Below are 22,831 nucleotides of genomic sequence, written 5' to 3'. Positions count from 1 at the left end.
GCCATGCTGAACGAGTACGCGGGCCTCTCGCCAAGGTGGGCACGCACTCAGACATTGATGGCTATTGATGGGGATGCTGTGGCTCGTGCCGCCGGCGCCCGGCTGCAGCGGTCTGTGGATCAGGTCATGGCGCAGTGGCCGAAGCTGCCCCGGTTCACGGCGTGCGCCGGCTGCAACGAGGACGTGGCCGATTGCGTGTGTGACCGCATGTGCAACGAATGCCACCAGCTCGTGAGCGAGTGCGTCTGCTACCCGTGGGGCGAGGTGCCCTGCTGATGGCTAGGCGATGGGGCGGGCGGAAGGTCGCCCGCTTGACGCAGTTGGTGATCGATACCTACGGCCTCAAGTGCCATCTGTGCGGCGGATACATCATGTCGAAACGCTCGCTGAGCGTTGACCATGTGTTGCCGCGTGCTCGTGGTGGCAGTGACTCGTTGGAGAACCTGAGGCCGGCTCACGTCAGCTGCAACAGCAGCAAGGGCGCGCGAATCAGCAGCGAGCAGCGAGCCGTGGAGGACTACACCGGCTTTTTCAGCTGACGGACCGCCGGAAGCCCCGCGCCCCGTTTCCTTTTCCCCCCGACAAAAAACAAAAACCCCGAAAGGAGGCCCAAAATGGCGGACGAAATGACGCCGGCGCTGCCCGGACTCGGGCCGATCCAGCCCGAAGCGTCCCGGCTTGAGCGGGCGCTTGACCAGCACATCCGGGAGCTGAACGACGCGGACCTCATGACCTCGGAATCCTGGGTCTGGGCGAATCTCGTGATGGACCTCGCCCGCGCCATCGCGTCGAGCGCAGCGAAGGGCCGGGCCTCCGGCGCCGCGCTGGCGACTAAGCCGCTGATCGAGGCTTTCGACCGGCTGCCCGTGAAGGACGGCAGCGACTTCGCGGCCATCATGCGGGAGGCCGGCTTTGCCGCTGCCTGACCTTGAGCCGGGAGCGCCGGCCTACGCCACGAAGCCGAACCCGGACGCACCTAGCGACATGGGTCAGATCACCGCGGCTTCCCGGATGCTCGGCCGTGACCTGATGCCCTGGCAGAAGCTCGTGGCACAAGTCGCGGGCGAGCGGCGCATTGACGACCCGCGCCGGTACCGGTACCCCATCGTGTGCGTGACCGTGCCCCGGCAGTCCGGCAAGACGACGCTCATGCGGACCGTGCTCGCGCAGCGCGCCATCGCGAACCGTAACCGCGTGGCGTTCTACACCGCGCAGACCGGGAAAGACGCCGTGGCGCGCTGGGCTGACCTCGTGAAGGACATCGAGCAAGGCCCGCTTGCCCGGTTCGTGGAGAAGCGGATCGCGGCAGGCTCGCAAGCTCTGACGTTCCCCACCGGCTCCCGCATTTCGCCGTTCGCGCCGACTGCAAAGAGCCTGCACGGGTACACCCCGCACGACGTGATGCTCGATGAAATCTTCGCGTGGGACGCCGCGCAGGGCGCCGACCTCATGGGCGCCATCAAGCCGGCGCAGCTCACCTTGAAGGACAAGCAGCTGTGGCTTGTCTCCACCGCCGGCCACGCCGGCAGCGAGTTCCTGAAATCGTGGGTCGACGCCGGCCGGCTCGCCGTGGACGACCCCGGCGCCGGCGTCGCGTACTTCGAGTGGTCCATGCCTGAGGGACTGGACCCGTACGACCCCGCGTCGTGGGCGTTCCACCCCGCGCTAGGCCACACGATCACGGCCGAAGACCTCGCATCCGACGCGGAGTCTCAGACGCGCGGCGAGTGGATGCGCGCCTACATGAACGTCTGGACCGGCAGCGTCGAACCCATCTTCGACATGGACGCCTGGGAGAAGCGCCGGCACGTGCTTGACCCGGCGCCGTGGCATCAGGTCACCGTCGCCTACGAGGTGGCCTACGACCGCAGCAGCGCCGCCGTCTGGGGTGTCTACACGAACCCCGCCAGCGGCCGGCCGGCGTTGAAGCTGATCAAGGCCGGCCCCGGTGCCGAGTGGGTGGCGCCTGAGGTGGCCAAGCTCGACTTCGAGCACCGGCCGCGCGCCATCTACGCCGACGACGCCGGCCCTACCCGGATCGTCACTGACCAGCTCCGCACGATGCCCAGCCGCCGCGCCGGCGCCAAAGGGATCGACGTGCAGACGCTCAGCTCCAAGGACTTCGCCACGGGCTGCGCCGCGTTCAAGGCGCACGTGAGCGAAGGCGGCTTCGACCACGACGCCGGCCCCGAGTTCGCCCGGCAGATGGAAGGCGCCGTGTCCCGCCCGATGGGTGAGGGCTGGGTGTTGAGCCGCCGCGACTCCCGCGTACCCATCCCTGACCTGATCGCCGGCGTCGTAGCGCTGCGCGGTCACGAGCAAGCCCCGCCCACCCTCTCCAAGCCGAAAGTGCGGTTCTGACATGGCAATCAAGATCGACTTCACCCGACACAGCGTGGTAGCGCTCTGCACCGAGTGCGGATGGCGGACCGTGCGCGCCACACGGGAGGCCGGCCACCGCGCCGGCGCCGACCACTGCCGCGACATGCACGCCGGCGCCGCCGGCAACCCATCCGCAGCGGCCCGCATGACCTCGCTGAGGGCACGAAAGCGCCCCGACGGGGCAGAATGACACCGGCGTAATTTTCGAGCGTTACGGGGCGGTTGGAAGGTTCCTATATGGGACTTTTCAGCCGCCTCCGCCGTTCCGGTGACGCTCTCGCCATCGCGCAGCGTCTCGAAGCGAGCTATGACGGGATCGTTGGGTGGGAGTCTCCCCGCGACCAGTTCAAGAGCCTCGTGCTCGCCGAACTCTACGACCTCGAATATCAGCCCGTCACTCGGCAGACCGCGATGGCCATCAGCGCCGTCGCGAAGTGCCGGCACCTCATGGCCGGCCACCTCGGGAAGATGCCCCTCGTTGCCTACCGTGGCAACAAGCCGATGGACAAGCAGCCGCTCATCGTCACGCAGCCGGAAGTCGGCCGGCCCCGGTTCATCACCATGACATGGACCGCTGACGCTCTCATGTTCTTCGGCCGGGCATGGTTCACCGTCACGCAGCGCTACCAGGAGGACGGCCGGCCGGCTCGCCTCCGGTTCGTTCCCGAGTGGGAAGCCGAAGTGATCGACGGGCAGCTCGTCAAGGCGTACGGCGTCAAGGTCGATCCGAAAGACGTGGTTCGCGTCGACGGTCCCCATGAGGGGCTGCTGACCTTCGCCGGCCCGCGCATCCGTGAAGCCCTCGCTATCGACCGCGCTGCAGCCCGCGCGGCCGATAACCCGGTCCCGTCCATCGACCTCCACCAGACCGGCGGCGCCGACATGAGCGACGAAGAAATCGACGCACTGATCGAGCGATGGGGAACCAAGCGCAGGGGCGTCCACGGCGCCATCGGCTACACGAATGCCAGCATCGAGGCCCGCGCCCTCGGGCAGCCCGTGGAGCAGCTTCTCATCGACGGCCGCAACGTCGCCGCCCTGAACATCTGCCGCTCCCTCGGCTTCCCCGCGTGGGCTGCGGACGTGACCGTCGCCGGCTCAAGCCTGACGTACTCCAACGTCCAGTCACGCACCCGTGAGCTGATCGAAAACACGTACGCCTCCTACATGGCAGCCATCGAGGCGCGGTTCAGCATGGACGACATCCTGCCCGCCGGCGTCTGGGCCGGCTTCGACACCTCCGGCCTGCTGCGCGGCGACTTCACCGAACGGATGAACGGCTACAAGGCCGCTATCGACGCCGGCATCTACACCGCTGAACAGTGCCGTGCCCTTGAGGCCGGCCGACCCTTGGAGGAAGCATGAGCACCCGCACCCCGCCGGCCGTCGTGACCCTGGCCGGCCACCGCGCCGGCCTGACCGCCTCGGCCAAGTCCCGCACGATCTCCGGCGCCATCCTGCAGTACGGCGTCGTGGGATATTCCAGCGCCGGCCCCACGATCTTCGAGGCCGGCAGCCTGACCGTCCCGGAACCCATCAGCAAGGTCAAGTTCCTGCACCAGCACGACGACGACAAGCCCCTCGGGGTCATGTCGTCACTGACCGATGCCGGCGAGTTCCTGCACGCCTCGTTCACGATCCCGCCCGGCGAGGACGGCGACCGCGCCCTCACCGAAGCTCAGGACGGTCGCCGCGACGGCCTGTCCGTGGGCGTCCAAATCACCGAATACGCCTGGGACGACAACGACAACCTCATCGTCAAGGCCGCCCGCCTGCACGAAGTCTCCCAGGTCACCATCCCCGCATTCGAGAACGCCCTCGTCTCCGACGTTGCCGCCTCCCATGGAAAGGACACCACCATGCCCACGACCACTACCGCCCCGCCGGCCAAGCCCGCACCCGACACCACGGCCACCGCCGCCGCTCAGACTCCCCCGCCGGCCCCTCAGACTCCCCCGGTCACGCCGCCGGCGCCGGCCGCGTCCGGCCTTGAGGTGTTCGAGCGGCAGGCCGCCCCCATCGTCCCGGCCAACGCCGGCCGTGGCGGCATGACCCTCGCCGCCGCCGCGCAGAAGGTGATCGAGCTGGCCCAGGCCGGCCACTCTGCCCTGCAGATCACGGCAGCCCTGAACGACATCGTGCCCGCCGACGACGCCGGCGAAGGCTACCTTCGCCGTCAGTTCATCGGCGAGCTCTGGCAGGCGATGAAAGACGACCGGCCCATCATCGACAGCTTTGGCCGTGGCAAGCTCACCGGCACGAAGGTCTACGGCTGGAAGTGGGACCTTGAGAACTCCCCGAAGGTGGGCAAGTACGCCGGCAACAAGCAGCCCGTGCCGTCCAACAGCCTCAAGACCATCCCCGTCGAGGGTGACGCTCAGGACTTCGCCGCCGGCTGGGACGTGGCGCGTAAGTACATCGACCTCGGCGCCTCCGGCTTCATCGAATCCGTGTTCCGTGGCGCGGCCGTGGACTACCGACAGCAGACCGAACTTTGGTTCGGGCAGCAGATCATCGAGGCCGGCACCCCGCTCGCCGGCGCCACGTCCGTCCTGTCCGCCCTGAACGCCGGCGCCATCGCCGCCGCGAAGATCGGCGCATCCATCAACGTCATGCAGTTCGGCACGAAGGTCTGGGAGGACTTCATCAACCTCAAGACCGCCGACGTTCCGTGGTGGCTGCAGAAGCAGGGCAACATCGAAATCGACGGTCTCAAGGGCAACGCCGGCGGCATGTCGTTCATCTGCAACGTCGGCCTTGACGACGGGCAGGTGCTCATGGCCGACAAGCGCGCCGCGACCTACTACGAGGACTCGTCCGACCCGATCCGCGTGCAGGCGCTCGACCTGCCGCGCGGCGGCGTGGACCTCGGCGTGTTCGGCTACGCCGGCGCCATCGTCCACGACCCGCGCGCCATCCTCGTCGCGGACACGACCCCGGCACCGCCGGCCGGCTAACGATGGCTAAGCAAGTCACCGTTGACGACCTGGGCACGTGGCTGAAAGTCGCCGGCATGGCCGGCGACCAGACCGCCGCTCAAGTCGTCGCGGCCACCAACTCGTTCGTGTCGTCCCTGCCGTCCATCCGCACGGACCCTGAGACGGGAGATTGGCACCCTGACACGATCCTCGGTGCCACGATGCTCGCCGCGCGCCTCTGGCGCCGGCGGAACAGCCCGAACGGCGTCGAGGCGGTCACGGAGGCCGGCACGTCGTTCGTAGCCCGGTACGACTCGGACATCTCACGGCTGCTGCGGATCGACGGCTACGGCCCGGCAAGGATCGGCTGACATGGACTTCCCCGCAGTGCTCGCCCACGTGCAGGAACAGCTGGCCGACGCCGGCATCACCTCGGCCACCGACTCCCGGAACCTCGAACTACCGGGAGCATGGGTGACCCCCGGCCCGATCCACCTTGACCGCCTCGACCGTGAGACCGGGCAAGTCGAGGTCGACCTGTTCCTGATCGCCCCCGACACGGGCGCCGGCGAGGCGCTCGTCAACCTCGCGGACCTGCTGCGCCGCGCCGCCGAAGTCCTGGTGTTCGAGGACGCCGCCCCGGTCAACGTGCAGCTCCCCAACCACGGCGCCGACCCCATGCCGGGCCTACAGATCAGTCTCAGCTACGAAGTCACCCCCGACTAAGGAGAACCCAATGCCCATCAAGAGCGACAAGCTCGGCCCCGGCCGGCTCACCATCGGCGAGACCGGCACCGTGCAGGAATTCGGCTCGCAGCTGCGCAAGTGCCAGCTCGAACCGGATGTGGACACCGAAGACCCGATCCCCGTCCTGTCCGGCGAGGAACTGGCCGGCGACGACACGATCAAGGCCAACCTCACCGGCTCCGTGCTGGACAGCTACGACATGCAGTCGCTGGCCGTCTGGGCGAAGAAGAACACCGGCAAGGAACTGCCCTTCGAGTTCGTGCCCAACGAAAGCACGACCAACGCCTACAAGATCATCGGCCGGGTCAAGATTCGCCCCATTGGCTCCGGCGGCGACGTGAAGACCCGCAACGAAAACGACTTCGAGTTCCCCGTCGTCGCTGATTGGGACTACGTGCCCGTCAACGAAGGCCCGTAGTCATGGCACGCCCTCAGGTCGAGGTCCGGGGAGCGACACGGCTACGCGCCACGCTCCGGCAGGCCGGCATGGACATGCAAGACCTGAAGGACGCCAACGCGCGGGCAGCGGCCACCGTCGCGGCCGCTGCCCGCACCACGGCGCCCCGTGTGACCGGGACGCTTGTGAGCACCATCCGTTCGACCGGGACCGCCCTCGCCGGCGTCGTGCGCGCCGGCTACAAGCGGACCCCCTACGCCGGCCCTAACAACTGGGGATGGCCCACCGGCTCCGCGCCGCGCGGGCATTACGGCGGCTCGAACTTCATCACCACCGCAGCGGCGAACACGCAGCCGACATGGCTGCCGATCTACCTCCGTGACCTGCAATCCATCATCAACAACGTCAAAGGAATCTGACATGCTCAACACCCCGCAGCGCAGCACCGCTTACTACGAGACCAAGGACGGCGATATTCACGGCCCGTACCGTGTCGGGATCGCAAGCAAGCTGCAGTACGAAAAGACGGCGAAGGCGCGCGGCTGGGACGCCGACGAAAAGCCGTTCACCCTGAACCTGTTCTTCGCATGGCACGCATCCAAGCAGGCCGGCGCTCACGAACAGACCTTCGACGAGTTCACCGCCGCCACGTTCGACGCGTGGATCACGTACGAAGACGTGCCGGGCCTGGGGCCTACCCAGTCGGCACCGGCCGACGAGAGCTGATTTGGCTATCGCTTCAAACGGGCATCCCGCCGTCCGTCCTCGAACAGGAGAACGAGGCGGATTTGCTCACCATGTTCGATTTGCTCACCCCTGACGAGTAGGAGGCCCGCCCGTGGCTAAGAGCGCCATTCTGGCCGTGCGCATCGTCTCCGATGCGAAGGACGCAGTGTCTGGCATCGGCAAGGCAACAGGCGCCGTGGGCGGCCTCGTCAAGGCGGCAGGCGTCGCCGCCATCGCCTACGGCGGCGCCAAGCTCGTGGAGTACGGCACGAAGGCCGTGAAGATGGCCGGCGACTTGGAGCAGTCGCAGGGCGCCATCAAGACCGTGTTCAAAGGCTCCTCCGGGCAGATGCTCAAGTGGTCTGAGCAAGCCGCGACCGCCGTGGGCCTGACGAAGAACGAGTTCAACGAACTCGGCACGCTGATCGGTACGCAGCTGAAAAATGGCGGGACCGCTATGGATCAGCTCGCCCCGAAAACGAACCAGCTCATTACCCTCGGTGCAGACCTCGCGTCCATGTTCGGTGGCACCAGCAAGGAGGCCGTTGAGGCGCTGTCCTCGGCCCTCAAGGGCGAGCGTGACCCCATCGAGCGTTACGGCGTCTCCCTCACTCAGGCGAAGATCGACGCCGAAGCCGCCGCGCTCGGCTTCAAGAAGGTAGGCGGCAGCCTCTCGGAGGAAGCCTCCCAGGCTGCGACGCTCTCCCTGATCATGAAGCAGACCGCCGACGCCCACGGCAATTTCGCGAAGGAATCGAACACGCTGCAGGGGCAGCAGGCCCGGGCGAAAGCTCAGTGGGACAACATCATTACGACCCTCGGCACGCTGCTGCTGCCGATCCTCACGCAGGTGTTCGGCTTCATCAACACGAACGTCCTGCCCGTGGTCAAGCAGTTCACGGACTCGCTCGGCGCCAACGGCGCGCAGGGCGCCCTCACCGGCACGACGGGAGCGATGGCGCCGCTGCAGGAAGCGTTCAAACAGGTCACCCCTCTGATACCCCAGTTCGCGGGCCTGTTCAAGCAAATCGCGCCCCTTGCCGTAAGCCTCGTGTCCGCCGTCGTGCCGCTCGTCGCGGAACTCGCTTCCGAACTCGGCCCGACCCTCGTAGACCTGGCTAAGGAGGTGGTACCTCCGTTCATCGAGGTGCTGCGCGAAATCGTGCCGGTCATCAAGATTCTGGCGCCAATCGTGTCGCAGACCTTCCAAGTAGCCGGCGCCGTCATCAAAACGACGCTCGGTTTCATCGCCGGTCTGCTGAAGACCGTCACGGCCGCGATGCGGGGCGATTGGTCCGGCGCCTGGAATGCCATGAAGGACACGGCGCTGAACTTGGTGCGCAACATCAACCAGACCGTCGAACGCTACTTCGGGATGATCCCTGGCAGCATCATGCGCGGCCTCGGCGACCTGAGCCAGCTCCTGACCGGCGCCGGACAGGCCATCATGAACGGACTCCTCGGCGGCCTGCAGTCCATGTGGGGCAACGTGCAAAATTTCGTGGGCGGCATCGCTGACTGGATCGCACAGCACAAAGGCCCGATCAGCTATGACCGACGTCTTCTGACGCCCGCCGGACAGGCCATTATGGCCGGCCTCATCGGTGGGCTCAAAGACGGCATGACACCACTGGACCGTCAGCTCAAAGCCATCACCGGCCGAATCCTCGGCATCGACGGGCTGGCCCCGTCTGTGTCGCTCGGGGTCGCAGGTGACGGCTCGTCCGGCGCGCAGCTATCCGCCGCCGGCCGGGGCAACACCTACATCACTGTGAACGTGGAAGGCGCCCTTGACCCGGTGGCCGTGGGCCGTCAGATCGAATCCGTGCTGACTCAGGCCATGCGCCGCACGGGCCGTCTGTCGAACGGGGAGGCGCTGTGATCCGGTTCGATCAGGCGACGCTTTCCCTGAACCGTTACGAGCTGTCGCCGTCGGTCAAGACTCGCGGCATGGTCCCGACCGTGCTTTCCCCGCTGTCCTATGAGTGGGGCGCGGAGTCGTGCGCTGACAACCTCGACCCCGCGACGCTCACGGCTGAGGTGATCATCCCCCGCACACACGCCCACCTCTACCCGACCTTGCAGACGCTCGTCTCCCTCGCCCTGACGGTCAGCGACGGCGCCGGCGGATTCCTCGGCGGCGGCCCGGTATTCCGTGGCCGCGTGGAGTCCGTGAACTACTACGACCAGGAGAACCGTGGCGACATCTTGAACCTTGTCCCGGCCGCCGGCTGGGCATTCCTGTACGGGACGGATCGGGCCGGCGCCACGGCGCTCCCGGTGCAGCAGACCGGCCGGCGCATGAACGTGACCGTACCCGTTCCGCCCGGCGCCGGAACGCACCACCTCTGGGCCGTGTCTCCGATCATGACGGCTACCCCGGACGCGATGTATCAGCTCGGTTCCTACACGCAGGACGTGTTCGATGTGCCGTGGGACGTGGCCGTTACCGTGGAGGAACTGGACGCCGGCGGCGCCGTCACCGGCTCGTGGGAGCTGTACGACAAGCGCCTGACGACCACGGATAACCAGACTGACAAGTGGTACCTCCGTCACTTCGGCGACGTGATGTGGCCGGGAGCGCAGCGTTTCCGTCTGGTGTTCCATGCCTCGGTACGCCCGGTCAGCGGCGCCGGTGTGCGCGTCGTCGGGCTGGACATGACGCAGGCTGTAGACGTGACCGGCTGGGATGAAAGGGAGTTCCGGCCGGCGCTGCGACGGTACAAGATCAGCGTTGCCGACGCTTCCGGCGCCGCCGGCCGCATCCGCGTGGGCAGCGAGCCGTGGCCGGCGGAGTCCGGCGGGAACCGTGCGTTCCGCATTGCCCAAGCGGCGCAGGATCGTGGATCGCTGCTGAGCTTCACAGGGCCGGCCATCTATCAGCTGCTCGCGCCCCGCGACGTGGACAGTCAGTCCGCGCTTGATTGCATCCAGCGCGTCTACGCGTCGACGGGCGAGGTTAGCACTGGCTCGGCCACGGCCTACGACATGGTGACGCCGGCGAAGCTGCCCCTGTACGTTGACCGGCTCGCCGTGAACCCTGCCACGGGTAAGGCGCAGATCGTCGCCGGCCGGGTCTACGACCTCCCCGCGGGCTGCATCCAGCGTTCTGATATCTCGCTCGACTCGAACGACCTGACGAATCAGTACCGGCTTGGATGGCGGGACACGACGGCGCAGGAGGACGCCGCAATCGACTTTGTGAATACCGCCAGCGTCAACCAGTTCGGCCCCATGTCCCGCACCTCTGACACCGACCTACCGGCGCCGGAAGGTCCGGCTGCAGAACGGGCGCGTGCCATCACTGCTCTGCAGGGCTCCCCCCGCCCGCGCCTCTCACAGGATGCCGTGGTGGTCCTCAAGGCCATGCCGGCGCAGAACGGTATCGACGCGCTGCTCGACTCCGTGACCGGCTTTGCCGCCGTCGTGAGGATTCCCGACCCTCCCGATGGGATCGGGAACCTTCACCGCGTGCACGGCCTCAAGCCCGTGTTCGGGAAGTCTCCCAGCCTGACCCTCAAGCTCGAACCCTACGAATCGACGTGGGCGCGAGCGGTCATGTTCTCCGAAGTTCAGGCCGACCCCGAACTCAGCTCCCTGACGTTCGCCAAGTCCGACACCGTGACCTTCTCCCAAGTCCGCACCGCATCCCCGAAGGGCCGCTAACCATGAAGCCAATCAACGGATTCCCCGCCCTCGAAGACTCCGACACCCTCTATCAGACGAAGCTATGGAGCGACGCCCTCACCCCCGGCGCGTGGACGAAACTCACCCTGCTGAACGGCTGGCAAGACTACGTGGGCGGCGGTCAGTACCGAAACGGCCTATGGGTCCGTTCTGAGGCCGGCGGCTGGCGTCTGGCCGGCATGATCAAGGGCGGCGCCGCCGGCTCACAGATCGCATCAATCACTTACCCCGCCGGCACCGAACAGGGAAAGACCCGGCCCGGCTTTAGCGACATGATCACCGTCCACACCTCCGGCGGCTACGGCGCCGTGCTGTTCGCCGTCAACGCCTCCGCCGGCACGACCGACACCCTTTCCTACCTCAGTGGCGCGGCCAACCCGACGTTCCTGAACATCAACCGTTTCATCCCCAACGCCTAAGGAGGGCACATCATGGCACTCACGCTCCAGCAGTTCGTCAACAAGTACGACGGCCGGGAAATCCTCATCCCCGGCTACACCACCGCCGAATGCGTGGCGGAGTTCTGGGCGTTCAACCGCGAATGCGGCAACGGCGAACAGTACGCCGCGCCCGGCGCTTCCGACCTCTGGAAACTGAATTGGGACGACTACGAGAAGATCACCGGGCAGCTGCAGCCCGGCGACCAGTGCATCTGGGGAGGCTGGCCCGGCCACGTCGCCCTGTACCTCGGCGCCGACCAGGGCGAAACGTCGCTGTTCCTCTCGCAGAACCCCGGCCCATGCCGGACGCAGCGCCTCAACCGCGCCGGCATCATCGGCGCGCTGCGACTCAAGACGCTCCGCGCCGGCCAAGTCGGGAACCTCACGCTGCCGGCCTCCGCCACTCAGTGGGCCGTCTACCCGCAGGGCGTGGCGCCGGTGAAGGGTAATCAGGTGGGGTACCTCTACCCGTCCAAGTTCGGCGGCCTGACCTATCAGGTGAAGGGCTGGACGATCCCCGGAACCGTGGCCCTGATCGACACCCGCGACTACGGCCGCGTGCAAATCTACGTCGCTCCCGGCACGGGCGCGCAGCTCGCTTGAAAGGAACCCATGACCCGCGCAATCGGTCCCGTCACGACCGCCAGCACGGCCGGCGCCGCCCTGGCCGTCATCCTCATATGGGGATTCGAGACAGCAACGCACATCGACATTCCCGACCTCGTGGAGGGCGCCATCACCGTACTCTGTACGGCCGTCTCCGGCGCCGTCGTGCCGACCCGTGGCCGGCACGCCGCCGGCGGTGGTGAGGATGGCTGAGAGCGAGGACAGCGCCGTGACCCTCGGGGAGCTGTCCCGGCACATCAAGAGCTTGTCTGGTGAGGTACACGCCGTTCGGGACAAGCTGGACAACCTGACCTCCTGGCGAGACGTGCAGCGCGTCGAGGAAGGTCTACGCGCCAAACACGACGCCGATATCGCAGCGGTCAACCTGCAGGTGTCAGCCCTCACCGCCCGTCTGCAGGTGCTTGAGGACTGGCAAAAATGGTTCCAACGCATCGTGATCGGCGCGGTTGTCCTCGCCATTCTGGGCGTGGTGATCGCCACGAAATCCGGCGCCATGTGACAAGAGCGGCCCGCGTCGAAACGCGGGCCGCTCTGACGTGCCCCTGGAGGGAATCGAACCCCCGACCGTTGGATTAGAAAGCCACTGCTCTATCCTCTGAGCTACAGGGGCAGGCGCCCACCAGTCTAGATCATGCCGCCCGGCGCCCTGACCTCGCCGGCATACTCACAACGGGCAGCGTCTCATAGCCGGCCCTGATCTGTTCGAGGTCCACCTTCAGGTAGTGATTCGTCGTGTCCATGCGCTCGTGACGCATCCCACCTTGGATCACGAAGGCGCTCACGCCGTGCCGGTTCATCTCCGTGGCCGTCGCCGCGCGCAGGTCATGCGGCCGGTGTTTGAGGCCGGCGCGGCGGATCGCGTCACTCAGGACGGCCGACACGGATTGGCCTGTGATGTGCCCCTCGCCGGCCGCGAACTTCCGATTCGCCTGATGGTTCGGGAACCAATAGGCGTCCCTCGGCATGTCCTGCACGATCTCCCACAGCGCCGCCGGTATCGGCAGCTCTTTCGTCTTGTTGCCCTTGCCTACCGTCGTGAGCGTCTGACGCCTCCAATCCACGTCTCCGCCGTGCACAGCGGCTATCTCAGACGCCCGAAGTCCCACGTAGTAGTAGAGCGCCACCATCACCCGAGTACGCCGGTAGATGCCGGACGACAGCAGCGCCTCAATCTCGTCCACGTGGAACGGGCGCGGATCGCGCGGCGCCATCTGCACCTTGGGCAACTGATAGGCCGGGTTATCCGCCCTGAGCCCCTCTTCCTGCATCCACGCGAAGAACGTGTTCAGACCCGACCGCCGGTGAACCCGCGTGGAGTTCGACCAGCGCTGAGCGCCGATCCACTCAATCAGCTCCCGCTTAGTCACGGAGTAGATGCCCGACGTTTCCCGATCCACGTGCCGAATGAAGATCAGCCGCTCCCGGATCGTCCGCTCCGCCAAGTCCGCCGTGCGCATGTAGGCGGTCCAGTACCTCAAAGTCTCCTCAGTGTTCATGTCTCCCCATGTCAGTGCGATTGGGCGTGTCGTGGCACAAAAATACACGCCCACGTGATATGTGGGCGTGTACTAGTGTTGAACCTTTAACCAATACCGGCCTCCCGGTTTGTTCCCTTCACCCTCACCACCTCGGGCACGTCGGGATCAAGCACGACAGGCCCATCCTCGCGCCTGTGCACCCGGTCAGCCGGCCGCGTCCCGGTCAGCCAAGCCCCGAACCTCCTGAGCCACGACCACGCCCGCCTCACGCCGCACGCTCCAAATCGTCAGCCGGCGCCACTGGCCAGAAGTCGACCGTGATCACGTTCTCCGGCTCGTCTGAACCCTCGTCCATATAATCCGACGGTCGGGGGTTCGACTCCCTCCAGGGGCACGCAGCCCGGATGCCCGGGCCTCCTTTCACCGGAGGCCCGGGCATCTCGCGTTCCGCCCTTTCCTGCCGAAACCTCTCGGCCACGGCGCCTTCCATGAGCCAAAACCGCCACCAATCGCCATATCTTGCCCGAATCCGGGCAGATTTTTGCCACTCGCAGTGGATGAGCGCAATACTCCCTATATGCCTGACCACGACCTCGTCCGCCGGATCGCCGGCTCCACGGGCCTGCCCGAGTCCGTCGCGGCCCGGGTGATCGAGGACGTCCTCGCCGTGCACTCCGAAACCGTCGACAGCTACGTCCGCCGCCGGCACGCGGAACTGCAGGTCCACGGCACCCGCAACACCGAAGCGTTCGAGCTCATCGCGGCCGAACTCAAGGACCGCCCCTTCGCGGCGCCCGACCTCTCGGTCCGGCAGCTGCGCCGCATGATCTACGGCTGAGCCGGCACCGCCCGGCGAAGCCACCCAGCACCCAGCACCACCCACCCCCTCGACCCCCAGGAGACTCCCCCATGTGCGGAATCGTCGGATACATCGGCCACCATCCGGCCGCGCCCATCCTCATCGAAGGCCTGACCCGCCTCGAGTACCGCGGCTACGACTCGGCGGGCATCGCCGTCGTCGGCAGCAAGGGCACGACGACGGTCCGCCAGGTCGGCCGCGTGCGCCAGCTCGAGGCGGCGCTCCCCAAGCGGCTGGCCGGCAAGGCGGGGATCGGCCACACCCGCTGGGCGACCCATGGCCCCGCCGTCGAGGAGAACGCACACCCGCACCGGAGCCAGGACGGCCGGATCAGCGTGGTTCACAACGGCATCATCGACAACGCCGCCGGCCTGCGAGCGCAGCTCACGGACGCCGGCGTGACCTTCACGAGCGAGACCGACACCGAGGTGATCGCGCATCTGGTGGCCCGTTCCACCGCGGGGACCCTTGAAGAATCGGTCCTCGAAGCCCTGGGCAAGATCACCGGCACCTATGCGCTGGCCGTGCTCGACGAACAGCACCCGGACCGCATCGTCCTGGCCCGGAGCGGCTCCCCGCTCATCATCGGGATCGGGGACAAGGAGATGCTGGTGGCCAGCGACGTGGCAGCTCTCGTCCGCCACACCAATCAGGTGGTGCACCTGGAGGACGGCGAGCTCGCCACCGTCACGGCCACCGGATTCAGGACGTTCGACCGTGGCAACAGCCCCACGAGCAGGGAGCCCGTGGAGATCAGCGTCGCCGCCGAGGACCTGGAACTGAGCGGTTACCAGCACTACATGCTCAAGGAGATCCACGAGCAGCCCGACGCGGCCGCCATGGTCCTGCGCGGACGCCTGGATGAGCGCTTCGCAACCGCCCGCCTGGACGGCCTCGGCCTGGACCCCCGGGAACTGCGCGGTTTCCGCCGGGTGAAGATCCTGGGCTGCGGCTCCGCCTACTACGTCGGCCAGCTGGGCGCCCAGCTGATCGAGGACCTGGCCCGCATCCCCGCGGACGCGGAGGCCGCGTCCGAATTCCGGTACCGTCAGCCGATCATCGAACCGGACACGCTCTACGTGGTCGTGAGCCAGAGTGGCGAGACCGCGGACACCGCGTTCGCCGTCGAGGAGATCAAGCGCAAGGGCGGGCGCGTGATCGGCGTCGTCAACGTGGTCGGCTCCACGATCGCCCGGACCGTGCACGGCGGCATCTACCTGCACGCAGGCCCGGAGATCTCAGTGGCCTCCACCAAGGCGCTCACCAACATGGCCCTCGCGTTCGCCCTGCTCGCCCTGCACCTGGGCCGCCTCCACGACCTCTCGCACGCCGAGGGCGAGCGCATTCTGCGCGGTCTGCAGCGCATCCCGGAGCAGGTGAAGGCGATCCTCGACGACGCCAGCCAGGTGACAGCGCTCGCCCAGGAGATCGCGAAGGCGCGCAGCGTGTTCTACATCGGCCGGGTGCGCGGCTTCCCGGTCGCGCGGGAAGGCGCACAGAAGCTCAAGGAGATCAGCTACATCCACGCGGAGGCGTACCAGACGAGCGAGCTCAAGCACGGCCCGCTGGCCCTCATCGATGAGCAGATGCCCACCATCGCGGTGATCCCGGATGACATGCTGACCGACCGCAACGTCGCCGCGGCCGAGCAGGTGCTCGCCCGCAAGGGACCGCTCGTGGCCATCACCCACGACTCCGTCGAGCTCGGGCACCTGAAGGCGCAGAAGATCGTGGTCCCGAAGAACGAGCCGGAGCTGGACCCGATCCTCCTCACCATCCCGACGCAGCTGCTCGCTTACCAGGTGGCGGTCCTTCTGGGTCATGATGTGGACAAGCCGAGGAACCTCGCGAAGTCCGTCACCGTCGAGTAAGTCGAGTGACCAGGACCGGCCGGGCCGAAGGAACGGGCCGAAGAAACGAGCTGAAGGAACAGGAGCCCTCATGAGCACTCTCTGGCGCGACGCGTGGCACACGGTCCGGCCCCGCCCGGACGATCCCCACGGCCCGCTCGCCCCGATGCTGGTGCTCCTGACCGTCGTGACGGGCCTGGTCGACGCGTTCAGCTACCTCGAACTGGGCCGGGTCTTCGTGGCGAACATGACCGGCAACGTCGTGTTCCTGTCCTTCGCCCTGGGCGGGGCGCCGGGCTTCCTCTGGTGGGCGTCGCTCCTCGCGGTGGTCACCTTCCTGCTCGGGGCGCTGCTCGGCGGGAGGATCGGCGCGGTGTCGGGCGGGCATCGCGGCCGCCATCTGTTCGCGGGGGCGGCCACCCAGACCGCGCTGCTCGCCGTCGCCGTGATCCTGACCTGGGTGACGCCGGTGGCGTCACCCAGGGATTCCTATGACGGCGTGCTTCTGGCGGTGCTGATCGTCATCCTCGGGGTCGCCATGGGCCTCCAGAACGCGACGGCGCGCGGTCTCGGCGTCCCGGACCTCACCACGACGGTGCTGACCATGACGCTCACCGGCATGGGTGCGGACAGCAGGATCGCGGGCGGCCGGGACGGCCGGATCGGCAGGAGGCTCCTCTCGGTGCTGGCGATGTTCGGAGGCGGGCTGGCCGGAGTGCTGCTCATCGAATCGGGGCAGGGCCGCTGGGTCCTGGTCTGCGCCACGCTCCTGCTGGGCGGGGTCACGCTGTGGGCGGCACGTTCCCGCTGCATCACCGCCGGATGGACGAAGAAGCCGGCCTGAGCGGGATCGGGAGGGGCCGGCCTGAACTCCCCGTGACGGACGGCCCGGCTAAGATCGACTGGTGCTGAACACCCCCGAACCGCGGAAGACCCGGCTGCCCTTCGAAGTCTGGGCCCTCGTGGCCGGAGGATTCACGGTGGCCCTCGGCTACGGGGTGGTGGCGCCGGTCATCCCCCAGTTCGCGCTGGAGTTCGGGGTCTCGAATTTCGCAGCGTCCGCCATCGTCAGCGCCTTCGCTCTCATGCGGGTGGTCTCCGCCCCCGTGGCCGGCCGGGTGATCGACCGCTTCGGCGAACGCCGCACCTACATCACGGGCATCCTGATCGTCGCACTGTCCACCGGCGCGTCCGCCCTCGCCGTGGACTACGCCCAGTTCCTCGTGCTCCGGGGAGCGGGTGGCATCGGCTCCGCCCTTTTCACCATCGCCGCGACCGCCCTGCTCATCAAGGTGAGCCCGCCCGACGCACGCGCCCGGGTCGCGAGTCTGAACGCCGCCGGATTCCTGCTGGGTGGCCTGCTGGGACCCGTGTTCGGCGGCATCGTCACGGCCTTCGGGCTGCGCGCGCCGTTCGTGTTCTACTTCTTCACCCTGCTGGCGGCGGCCACCGTGGTCGCGATCGCCCTCCGCGGTTCTAGCCACGCGGCGCGGAGCGTGCCTCTGCCCGGGGCCGAGGCGCCGGTGGCGTTCCGGACCGCTCTGGTCATCCCCCAGTACCGTGCCCTGCTCCTGTCCGTGTTCGCCTTCGGCTGGACGTCCTTCGGGGTGCGTGTGTCCGTGATCCCGATCTTCGTCGTCGTCGGTCTGCACGGCGACCCGGCGACGGCGGCCTGGGTTCTGGCCGCCTATGCGGCGGGCAATGCGGCGCTCATCTTCCCGGCCGGACGCTGGGGCGACACGATGGGCCGCAAACCGCTGCTCATCAGCGGGCTACTCCTCATGACCGCGGTGTATCTGCTGGTTCCCGCCGTCCCGATCCTGTGGGCCACGCTGGCTCTCATGGTGATCGCGGGCATGGGCTCGGCGCTCGTCAATCCGGCGCAGCAGGCCGTGCTCGCGGACGTCCTGGCGCAGCGCCGTGGCGGCAACGTGGTGGCGGCCTATTCGATGGCGAGCGACCTGGGCGGCGTGCTCGGTCCGCTCATCGCGGGGGCGCTGCTCGACGCCGCGGGCTTCGGCTGGGCGTTCTCCGTCACTGCCGCGCTGCTCGCTGCAGCCACACTCACCTGGGCACTGGTCCCGGACTCACGCAAGCTCCAGTCCGCGGATCCCGTGGACACCGCGCCCGGTCGCTGAAGCCGGTCGCTGACCACGCCCCGCCGCCCGGACCACAGCCCGCTTCACCGCGCGGAACGTAGCCCCGGAGGTCAGTCGGCCTTGCGCTTCCGCGGTCGCGGCGCGTTGAAGAGGTGATGCGTCTTCCGGTCCGTGTAAATCAGGTGCAGCACGAGCACCACACCGACCGCGATCGCGACGCCCCGTGCCACAGGCATCCCGAACGGGATCCAGCCGAACACGCTCAGCTGGTCGGTCAGGGCGATCAGCACGAAGAACACCGTCAGGTAGTAGACCAGGCGCAGCTGCCAGCCCTCCGCGATCCCGGTCATGCCGAAGAAGACCAGCAGCCAGACCATGTACCAGGGCTGGATCACCGGGGCGAGGACCACCACCGCGGCGAAGGCCCAGGCGTTGTTCCGCAGGATCTCCCGCGTGAAGTCCTGGTCCTTCCGGGGCCAGCGGAACACGAGCCAGAGCACCACCAGGACGGAAACGACCTTGCCGATGGTGAGGATGACGTCGGTGACAGGGTCGCCCGATCCCCCGAGCAGCTGCACCGCGAAGCCGACGGCGTGCCCGACCAGCCCCACCGGCGCGAACCAGATCCAGACCGCGCCCGGCGTCTGGAGGGCGCCCAGCCAGCCGAAACCCAGCCCGTTCAGATACCCGACCACCGCCAGCAGACCCAGGGAGATGCCCGCCGTCGCGCCCCAGCAGAGCAGGCGGCGCGGCCAGCGCGCGTCACGTCCGGCCCACAGGAGGCCGGCGAAGGGCAGGGCGAGGATGGTGATGGGTTTGATGGCGATCGACGCGGTGATCAGGATGACTCCGCGCACGGCCCGGCGGGTCGCGGCGTAATACAGGCCGGCCACGACCAGGCCCATCATGAGGGAATCGTTGTGACCGCTCGCGACGAAGTTGATCAGGAGCACCGGGTTCAGCACCACGAGCCAGAGCGTGCGCTCCGGGTTGAGGCCGACCAGGGCGGCGATGCGCGGCAGGTAGATGTACAGCAGGACCACGCCGAGCACCCCGGCGAGCCGGAAGAGCAGCAGCGCCGGTTCGGGGATCCCGCCGGACACGAGCACGGTCCCGAACTCGATCCACAGCCATAGCGGACCATACGGCGTCGGCGCCTCGGTCCAGAGGGTGTCGGGGCCCAGGTTGAAGTAGTTGCTCAGCGAGGAGATCCCGTTGGTGTACGGATCGAGGCCCTCCAGCATGAGGCGGCCCTGCCCGATGTACGCGTACATGTCCCGGCTGAACAGCGGCACCGCGAAGACCATCGGGGTCACCCAGTACCAGAGCGCCCTTTTCAGCAGCGGCCGCGTCTCCGGGGTCCACTCCCCGACCTTCTGGCCGAGCCGCAGCCACGCGCGCAGGAGCAGCACGGCGCCGGCGCACAGCAGGACGGTGCACACGACGACGGCGGGCAGCGTGGTGCGCGCGACGATGAACGGCCAGGTGCGGATCAGGACGCTGCTGGTGCCGGCCAGCCAGCCGACTCCCACGGAACCCAGGGTCATCAGGACCGATCCCAGCAGCCCCTGGCGCAACGCCACCTCGACCCCGCCCCCAGCGGGCTTCGGCGCACTCATCTGCAGTCCTGGTTCCTTCCGACACTCTGAATCTGTGGCACGTGATGGAAGGCACGTGCCCGGCCCGGTGACCGCATGGCACCCGGGCGGAAGCGGGACCCGAAGGCCACCGCACCCCCACCGAGGCTATCCGAGCGTTCTCAAGATCGGCTGGGACGAGGGTACTGGGATAAAATGTACCGTCTGGGCCTCTGTCTCCGTACCACCACGCCCAGGCCGAGGCCGCGCGTGTTGGCCGTGGACCCATTCGCTGGCAGACAAGGACAAGCCCATTTTCTCCGACGCCTTCTTCTCGAAACTGACGGATCTCAGGACAAGGCTCATCCCCCGCCGAGCCCAGGACTGGCTGACGACCCCTCGCGGTCTCTGGACCGGTTTCGGAGTGCTCCACGCGGTCTTCCTGATCTTCGCCCTGGTGCTCGCCACACGCAATGAGGCGTTCAGCGACACCTTCATCTACCGCGACTGGGTGGCCGCGGGGTTCAACGACCAGCTCATCTCAGGCCCGAGCCCCTGGGTGTACCCGATCCTGGCACTGCCGCCGATGGCGATCGCCTACGCGTTCGGACCCGCGCTCTTCTTCTTCCTGTGGGTGCTCATGATCACGGTGCTCAACGGCGTCGCGCTGGGGATGCTCACCGACTGGGGACGGAACCGGAAGTCCATGACGGCGGCCTGGTGGTGGCTCAGCTTCGTGTTCCTCATGGGCTGGCTCGGCTTCGCCCGAGTGGACGGCTTCACCGCTCCGATCGTTCTGATCGCCCTCATCCACGGCGTCCGCCGGCCGTTCGTCGCCTCGGTGATCCTCGCCGTCGGCACCTGGATGAAGGTGTGGCCGGCCGCGGTCATGCTGGCGCTGTTCGCCGTGGTCAAGAACCGCGTCCGCGTCATCCTCGGTGGTGTGGTGGTCACCGCGGGTGTCGCCGCCGTCGCCGCCGCTCTCGGTGTGCTCCCCCGCCTTCTCAACTTCCTGACGCAGCAGGGCGACCGCGGCATGCAGCTCGAAGCCACGTTCACCACGCCGTGGCTGTGGCTCTCCGTGCTCGGAGTCGGGGATTCCCACATGTACATGAACACGGACATCAACTCCATGCAGGTGGACGGCCCCGGCACCACCGTGATGTCGGCCCTCATGCAGCCGCTTCTGGTCCTCGCCGCCCTCGTGGTGACCGGCCTGGTGTTCTGGGCCCTGCACCAGGGCAAGCAGCGCGGCGGCATCGACCGCACCGAGCTGCTGCTCGCGGGTGCGCTGGCCCTGACCACGGCGTTCATCGTGTTCAACAAGGTGGGATCCCCGCAGTTCATGGTGTGGCTGGCTCCGACCGTCGCGCTCGGTCTGATCCACGACTTCAAGGCCTGGCGCACGCCGGCCGTCATGCTGATCCTGATCGCGATCACCACCTTCCTGATCTACCCGCTCTTCTACGACGCGCTGAGCCACAACAATCCGCTCATGGCCCTGGTCCTCACGGTCCGGAACCTCCTGCTCGTCGGTCTCCTGGTCATCTCCGTCCACCGCCTGTACGTCCTGGGCCGCGACGCCAAGACCGCCGCCCCGGCCGTCACCGCGGCCTAGGAGCTGACCATGCTGGATCGTCTGACCTCCCTGCGGGACCGTGTCCTGCCCGCCTCCGTCGTGGCCTGGTTCGGCACCCGCGCCAGCGTCTGGTGGGGCTTCGCCGTGGTGCACGGCTACTTCCTGGCGTGGATGGCGTCCTTCTTCCTCCGGGGGGACACCTTCAGCGACACCGAGCAGTACCGCCAGTGGGCGACCGGGATGGTTCCGGACCGCCCCGGCATGGCGCCCATCACCCCATGGGTCTATCCCGCGCTGGCGCAGATCCCGATCCACCTGGCGAACGTCTTCGGCCCCTCGCTCTACCTGCTCGGCTGGTTCCTGCTCATCACCGCCCTGAACGCGTGGGCCCTCGTGGTTCTGCTGTCCGGTCCGCGCCGGACGACTGGCATCGCGCCGGCCTGGTGGTGGATGTTCTTCCTGGTGTTCATGGGCTACCTGAGCTTCGCCCGCGTCGAGGGGGTCGTGGCGCCGATCGTGCTGGTGGGTCTGCTCGCCGCGGTGCGCCGCCCGGTGCTCGCGGCCGCCCTCCTGAGCGTCGCCACGTGGATCAAGGTCTGGCCGGCCGCGGTGATCGCGCCGATCATCATCGCCAGCCGGGACCGGCTCAAAGTCCTTGTCACGGGCGTGGTGGTCACGGCCCTGGTCGCCGCAGGCTTGTGGAGCACGGGCAACCTCTCCCACATCGCCGACTTCATGCTCCAGCAGGGTGAGCGCGGCATGCAGCTGGAGGCGACCTTCTCCACCCCCTGGGTGTGGCTGAGCGTCTTCGGGATCGCCGGCTCCCACATCGCGGACAACGTCGCGATCAATTCCTCCGAGGTTTACGGGCCGGGAGCCTCCGTGGCCGCCTGGCTCATGCAGCCTCTGTTCCTGCTGGTGATCGTCGGCGGGGCCGCGATCCTGATCTGGGCCCTGCGCCGGGGCGCCGAGCGTGAGGAGCTGTTCCTCGAGGGCGCGCTGCTCATGACCGCCGCGTTCATCGTGTTCAACAAAGTGGGCTCGCCCCAGTTCATGATCTGGCTCGCGCCCGTGGTGATCGCCGGCCTGACCCACGACTGGGACCGCTGGAAGGTCCCCGGGGCACTCCTCATGGTGATCGCCCTGACCACCTTCGTGATCTACCCGCTCTTCTACACGCCGCTGATCCACGCGCACCCGGTCATGGCCGCCGTGCTGACCCTGCGGAACGTGCTGCTGGTGGTTCTGCTGGTGTGGTCGATCCGGAGGACGCTGGATCTCGGGCGCAGCGCCTCCCGGCGCGTGGAGGACGCCCCGGCCCCGGCTCTCTGAACCAGGGCTTCGGCCACCATCCTCTGACAGGACGACGACGGCGCGCCACCAGCGCGCCGTCGTCGTCCTGTTCCGTCTCCCGGCACCGTGCCCCGGCGGGGCCCGCGCCTCCCGTTCAGTCGCGCGCTGCGCG

The 22,831-nt window shown here is 67.7% G+C and carries 26 protein-coding genes and 1 tRNA gene; 24 read left to right on the top strand and 3 right to left on the bottom strand.

What is annotated here, in order from left to right; all coding sequences use genetic code 11:
* Nucleotides 1-126: 126 nt before the first annotated feature.
* The 18 genes from AB6732_RS04875 (at nucleotide 127) to AB6732_RS04790 (ending at nucleotide 12,423) form a co-directional block, all read left to right on the top strand.
* Nucleotides 127-276, top strand: coding sequence for a hypothetical protein (locus tag AB6732_RS04875; protein WP_370958782.1), 150 nt, complete (start codon nucleotides 127-129; stop codon nucleotides 274-276).
* 35 nt (nucleotides 277-311) lie between these two features.
* Entirely contained in the window at nucleotides 312-539 is a 228-nt protein-coding gene (locus AB6732_RS04870; RefSeq protein ID WP_370958780.1) for an HNH endonuclease, read from the top strand.
* A gap of 75 nt (nucleotides 540-614) precedes the next feature.
* Nucleotides 615-926 carry a hypothetical protein gene (locus AB6732_RS04865; protein WP_370958778.1) on the top strand — a complete coding sequence of 104 codons (312 nt, stop codon included), beginning with the start codon at nucleotides 615-617 and terminating at the stop codon, nucleotides 924-926.
* A 58-nt stretch (nucleotides 927-984) separates the two neighbouring features.
* The gene (locus AB6732_RS04860; protein WP_370958776.1) at nucleotides 985-2,361 is read left to right on the top strand and encodes a hypothetical protein; all 1,377 of its coding nucleotides are present in this window, start codon (nucleotides 985-987) and stop codon (nucleotides 2,359-2,361) included.
* A 1-nt stretch (nucleotide 2,362) separates the two neighbouring features.
* Nucleotides 2,363-2,572, top strand: a complete 210-nt coding sequence (locus AB6732_RS04855; protein ID WP_370958774.1) for a hypothetical protein — start codon at nucleotides 2,363-2,365, stop codon at nucleotides 2,570-2,572.
* A gap of 47 nt (nucleotides 2,573-2,619) precedes the next feature.
* Nucleotides 2,620-3,747 carry a phage portal protein gene (locus AB6732_RS04850; RefSeq protein WP_370958772.1) on the top strand — a complete coding sequence of 376 codons (1,128 nt, stop codon included), beginning with the start codon at nucleotides 2,620-2,622 and terminating at the stop codon, nucleotides 3,745-3,747.
* Nucleotides 3,744-5,339, top strand: coding sequence for an HK97 family phage prohead protease (locus AB6732_RS04845; protein ID WP_370958770.1), 1,596 nt, complete (start codon nucleotides 3,744-3,746; stop codon nucleotides 5,337-5,339). Before AB6732_RS04850 ends, AB6732_RS04845 begins: the two co-directional genes overlap by 4 nt.
* A 2-nt stretch (nucleotides 5,340-5,341) precedes the next feature.
* Nucleotides 5,342-5,671: a hypothetical protein gene (locus AB6732_RS04840; protein WP_370958768.1), complete on the top strand. Its 330-nt coding sequence runs from the start codon at nucleotides 5,342-5,344 to the stop codon at nucleotides 5,669-5,671.
* Between the two features lies 1 nt (nucleotide 5,672).
* Nucleotides 5,673-6,026: a hypothetical protein gene (locus tag AB6732_RS04835; protein WP_370958766.1), complete on the top strand. Its 354-nt coding sequence runs from the start codon at nucleotides 5,673-5,675 to the stop codon at nucleotides 6,024-6,026.
* Nucleotides 6,027-6,036: 10 nt separating this feature from the next.
* Nucleotides 6,037-6,465, top strand: coding sequence for a hypothetical protein (locus AB6732_RS04830; RefSeq protein ID WP_370958764.1), 429 nt, complete (start codon nucleotides 6,037-6,039; stop codon nucleotides 6,463-6,465).
* Nucleotides 6,466-6,467: 2 nt separating this feature from the next.
* A complete protein-coding gene (locus AB6732_RS04825; protein ID WP_370958762.1) occupies nucleotides 6,468-6,863 on the top strand; it encodes a hypothetical protein in 396 nt (131 codons plus the stop codon).
* 1 nt (nucleotide 6,864) lies between these two features.
* Nucleotides 6,865-7,170, top strand: coding sequence for a hypothetical protein (locus AB6732_RS04820; protein WP_370958760.1), 306 nt, complete (start codon nucleotides 6,865-6,867; stop codon nucleotides 7,168-7,170).
* Between the two features lie 112 nt (nucleotides 7,171-7,282).
* On the top strand, nucleotides 7,283-9,052 hold the full coding sequence (locus AB6732_RS04815; protein ID WP_370958758.1) for a hypothetical protein: 1,770 nt from the start codon (nucleotides 7,283-7,285) through the stop codon (nucleotides 9,050-9,052).
* Complete coding sequence (locus AB6732_RS04810; RefSeq protein WP_370958756.1) at nucleotides 9,049-10,836, top strand: hypothetical protein; 1,788 nt, start codon at nucleotides 9,049-9,051, stop codon at nucleotides 10,834-10,836. The genes AB6732_RS04815 and AB6732_RS04810 overlap by 4 nt, the downstream gene beginning before the upstream one ends.
* Nucleotides 10,837-10,838: 2 nt before the next feature.
* Nucleotides 10,839-11,276: a hypothetical protein gene (locus AB6732_RS04805; RefSeq protein WP_370958754.1), complete on the top strand. Its 438-nt coding sequence runs from the start codon at nucleotides 10,839-10,841 to the stop codon at nucleotides 11,274-11,276.
* Nucleotides 11,277-11,288: 12 nt separating this feature from the next.
* Nucleotides 11,289-11,900, top strand: coding sequence for a hypothetical protein (locus AB6732_RS04800; protein ID WP_370958752.1), 612 nt, complete (start codon nucleotides 11,289-11,291; stop codon nucleotides 11,898-11,900).
* Nucleotides 11,901-11,909: 9 nt separating this feature from the next.
* Nucleotides 11,910-12,116 carry a hypothetical protein gene (locus tag AB6732_RS04795; RefSeq protein WP_370958750.1) on the top strand — a complete coding sequence of 69 codons (207 nt, stop codon included), beginning with the start codon at nucleotides 11,910-11,912 and terminating at the stop codon, nucleotides 12,114-12,116.
* A complete protein-coding gene (locus AB6732_RS04790) occupies nucleotides 12,109-12,423 on the top strand; it encodes a hypothetical protein (RefSeq protein WP_370958748.1) in 315 nt (104 codons plus the stop codon). The genes AB6732_RS04795 and AB6732_RS04790 overlap by 8 nt, the downstream gene beginning before the upstream one ends.
* Before the next feature lie 38 nt (nucleotides 12,424-12,461).
* On the opposite strand, the gene AB6732_RS04785 is transcribed toward AB6732_RS04790, so the two are convergent.
* Both AB6732_RS04785 and AB6732_RS04780 read right to left on the bottom strand, forming a co-directional pair.
* Nucleotides 12,462-12,534 (bottom strand) — tRNA-Arg (locus tag AB6732_RS04785).
* A 19-nt stretch (nucleotides 12,535-12,553) separates the two neighbouring features.
* Nucleotides 12,554-13,420 carry a tyrosine-type recombinase/integrase gene (locus AB6732_RS04780; protein ID WP_370958746.1) on the bottom strand — a complete coding sequence of 289 codons (867 nt, stop codon included), beginning with the start codon at nucleotides 13,418-13,420 and terminating at the stop codon, nucleotides 12,554-12,556.
* A gap of 559 nt (nucleotides 13,421-13,979) precedes the next feature.
* Here AB6732_RS04780 and AB6732_RS04775 point away from each other — a divergent pair.
* From AB6732_RS04775 to AB6732_RS04760, 4 genes are all read left to right on the top strand, one after another.
* Nucleotides 13,980-14,240 carry a hypothetical protein gene (locus tag AB6732_RS04775; RefSeq protein ID WP_370958744.1) on the top strand — a complete coding sequence of 87 codons (261 nt, stop codon included), beginning with the start codon at nucleotides 13,980-13,982 and terminating at the stop codon, nucleotides 14,238-14,240.
* Between the two features lie 71 nt (nucleotides 14,241-14,311).
* Nucleotides 14,312-16,132 (top strand): glutamine--fructose-6-phosphate transaminase (isomerizing), encoded by a 1,821-nt coding sequence (gene glmS / locus AB6732_RS04770; protein WP_370958742.1) that lies wholly within the window; start codon nucleotides 14,312-14,314, stop codon nucleotides 16,130-16,132.
* A 70-nt stretch (nucleotides 16,133-16,202) separates the two neighbouring features.
* Nucleotides 16,203-16,955: a YoaK family protein gene (locus AB6732_RS04765; protein WP_370958740.1), complete on the top strand. Its 753-nt coding sequence runs from the start codon at nucleotides 16,203-16,205 to the stop codon at nucleotides 16,953-16,955.
* 61 nt (nucleotides 16,956-17,016) lie between these two features.
* Nucleotides 17,017-18,249 carry an MFS transporter gene (locus tag AB6732_RS04760; RefSeq protein ID WP_370958738.1) on the top strand — a complete coding sequence of 411 codons (1,233 nt, stop codon included), beginning with the start codon at nucleotides 17,017-17,019 and terminating at the stop codon, nucleotides 18,247-18,249.
* Nucleotides 18,250-18,320: 71 nt separating this feature from the next.
* On the opposite strand, the gene mptB is transcribed toward AB6732_RS04760, so the two are convergent.
* Nucleotides 18,321-19,829 carry a polyprenol phosphomannose-dependent alpha 1,6 mannosyltransferase MptB gene (gene mptB, locus AB6732_RS04755; protein ID WP_370958736.1) on the bottom strand — a complete coding sequence of 503 codons (1,509 nt, stop codon included), beginning with the start codon at nucleotides 19,827-19,829 and terminating at the stop codon, nucleotides 18,321-18,323.
* A gap of 298 nt (nucleotides 19,830-20,127) precedes the next feature.
* Here mptB and AB6732_RS04750 point away from each other — a divergent pair, with 298 nt between their 5' ends.
* Together AB6732_RS04750 and AB6732_RS04745 are read left to right on the top strand one after the other, a co-directional pair.
* A complete protein-coding gene (locus tag AB6732_RS04750) occupies nucleotides 20,128-21,405 on the top strand; it encodes a glycosyltransferase 87 family protein (protein WP_370959595.1) in 1,278 nt (425 codons plus the stop codon).
* Between the two features lie 9 nt (nucleotides 21,406-21,414).
* Nucleotides 21,415-22,698 (top strand): glycosyltransferase 87 family protein, encoded by a 1,284-nt coding sequence (locus AB6732_RS04745; protein WP_370958734.1) that lies wholly within the window; start codon nucleotides 21,415-21,417, stop codon nucleotides 22,696-22,698.
* Nucleotides 22,699-22,831 lie beyond the last annotated feature (133 nt).

The organism is Arthrobacter sp. RCC_34 (assembly GCF_041360795.1).
Taxonomy (GTDB): Bacteria; Actinomycetota; Actinomycetes; order Actinomycetales; family Micrococcaceae; genus Arthrobacter_E.
The sequence above is the reverse complement of the archived record's forward strand: the minus strand, read 5'-3'. Positions and strand labels throughout refer to the sequence as shown.

Bases quoted from the DNA above. Each gene is read 5' to 3' on its own strand.
- AB6732_RS04875 (WP_370958782.1), top strand. From the start codon at position 127: ATGGCGCAGTGGCCGAAGCTGCCCCGGTTCACGGCGTGCGCCGGCTGC.
- AB6732_RS04865 (WP_370958778.1), top strand. From the start codon at position 615: ATGGCGGACGAAATGACGCCGGCGCTGCCCGGACTCGGGCCGATCCAG.
- AB6732_RS04860 (WP_370958776.1), top strand. From the start codon at position 985: ATGGGTCAGATCACCGCGGCTTCCCGGATGCTCGGCCGTGACCTGATG.
- AB6732_RS04855 (WP_370958774.1), top strand. From the start codon at position 2,363: ATGGCAATCAAGATCGACTTCACCCGACACAGCGTGGTAGCGCTCTGC.
- AB6732_RS04850 (WP_370958772.1), top strand. From the start codon at position 2,620: ATGGGACTTTTCAGCCGCCTCCGCCGTTCCGGTGACGCTCTCGCCATC.
- AB6732_RS04845 (WP_370958770.1), top strand. From the start codon at position 3,744: ATGAGCACCCGCACCCCGCCGGCCGTCGTGACCCTGGCCGGCCACCGC.
- AB6732_RS04840 (WP_370958768.1), top strand. From the start codon at position 5,342: ATGGCTAAGCAAGTCACCGTTGACGACCTGGGCACGTGGCTGAAAGTC.
- AB6732_RS04835 (WP_370958766.1), top strand. From the start codon at position 5,673: ATGGACTTCCCCGCAGTGCTCGCCCACGTGCAGGAACAGCTGGCCGAC.
- AB6732_RS04830 (WP_370958764.1), top strand. From the start codon at position 6,037: ATGCCCATCAAGAGCGACAAGCTCGGCCCCGGCCGGCTCACCATCGGC.
- AB6732_RS04825 (WP_370958762.1), top strand. From the start codon at position 6,468: ATGGCACGCCCTCAGGTCGAGGTCCGGGGAGCGACACGGCTACGCGCC.
- AB6732_RS04820 (WP_370958760.1), top strand. From the start codon at position 6,865: ATGCTCAACACCCCGCAGCGCAGCACCGCTTACTACGAGACCAAGGAC.
- AB6732_RS04805 (WP_370958754.1), top strand. From the start codon at position 10,839: ATGAAGCCAATCAACGGATTCCCCGCCCTCGAAGACTCCGACACCCTC.
- AB6732_RS04800 (WP_370958752.1), top strand. From the start codon at position 11,289: ATGGCACTCACGCTCCAGCAGTTCGTCAACAAGTACGACGGCCGGGAA.
- AB6732_RS04795 (WP_370958750.1), top strand. From the start codon at position 11,910: ATGACCCGCGCAATCGGTCCCGTCACGACCGCCAGCACGGCCGGCGCC.
- AB6732_RS04790 (WP_370958748.1), top strand. From the start codon at position 12,109: ATGGCTGAGAGCGAGGACAGCGCCGTGACCCTCGGGGAGCTGTCCCGG.
- AB6732_RS04780 (WP_370958746.1), bottom strand. From the start codon at position 13,420: ATGAACACTGAGGAGACTTTGAGGTACTGGACCGCCTACATGCGCACG.
- AB6732_RS04775 (WP_370958744.1), top strand. From the start codon at position 13,980: ATGCCTGACCACGACCTCGTCCGCCGGATCGCCGGCTCCACGGGCCTG.
- glmS (WP_370958742.1), top strand. From the start codon at position 14,312: ATGTGCGGAATCGTCGGATACATCGGCCACCATCCGGCCGCGCCCATC.
- AB6732_RS04765 (WP_370958740.1), top strand. From the start codon at position 16,203: ATGAGCACTCTCTGGCGCGACGCGTGGCACACGGTCCGGCCCCGCCCG.
- mptB (WP_370958736.1), bottom strand. From the start codon at position 19,829: ATGAGTGCGCCGAAGCCCGCTGGGGGCGGGGTCGAGGTGGCGTTGCGC.
- AB6732_RS04745 (WP_370958734.1), top strand. From the start codon at position 21,415: ATGCTGGATCGTCTGACCTCCCTGCGGGACCGTGTCCTGCCCGCCTCC.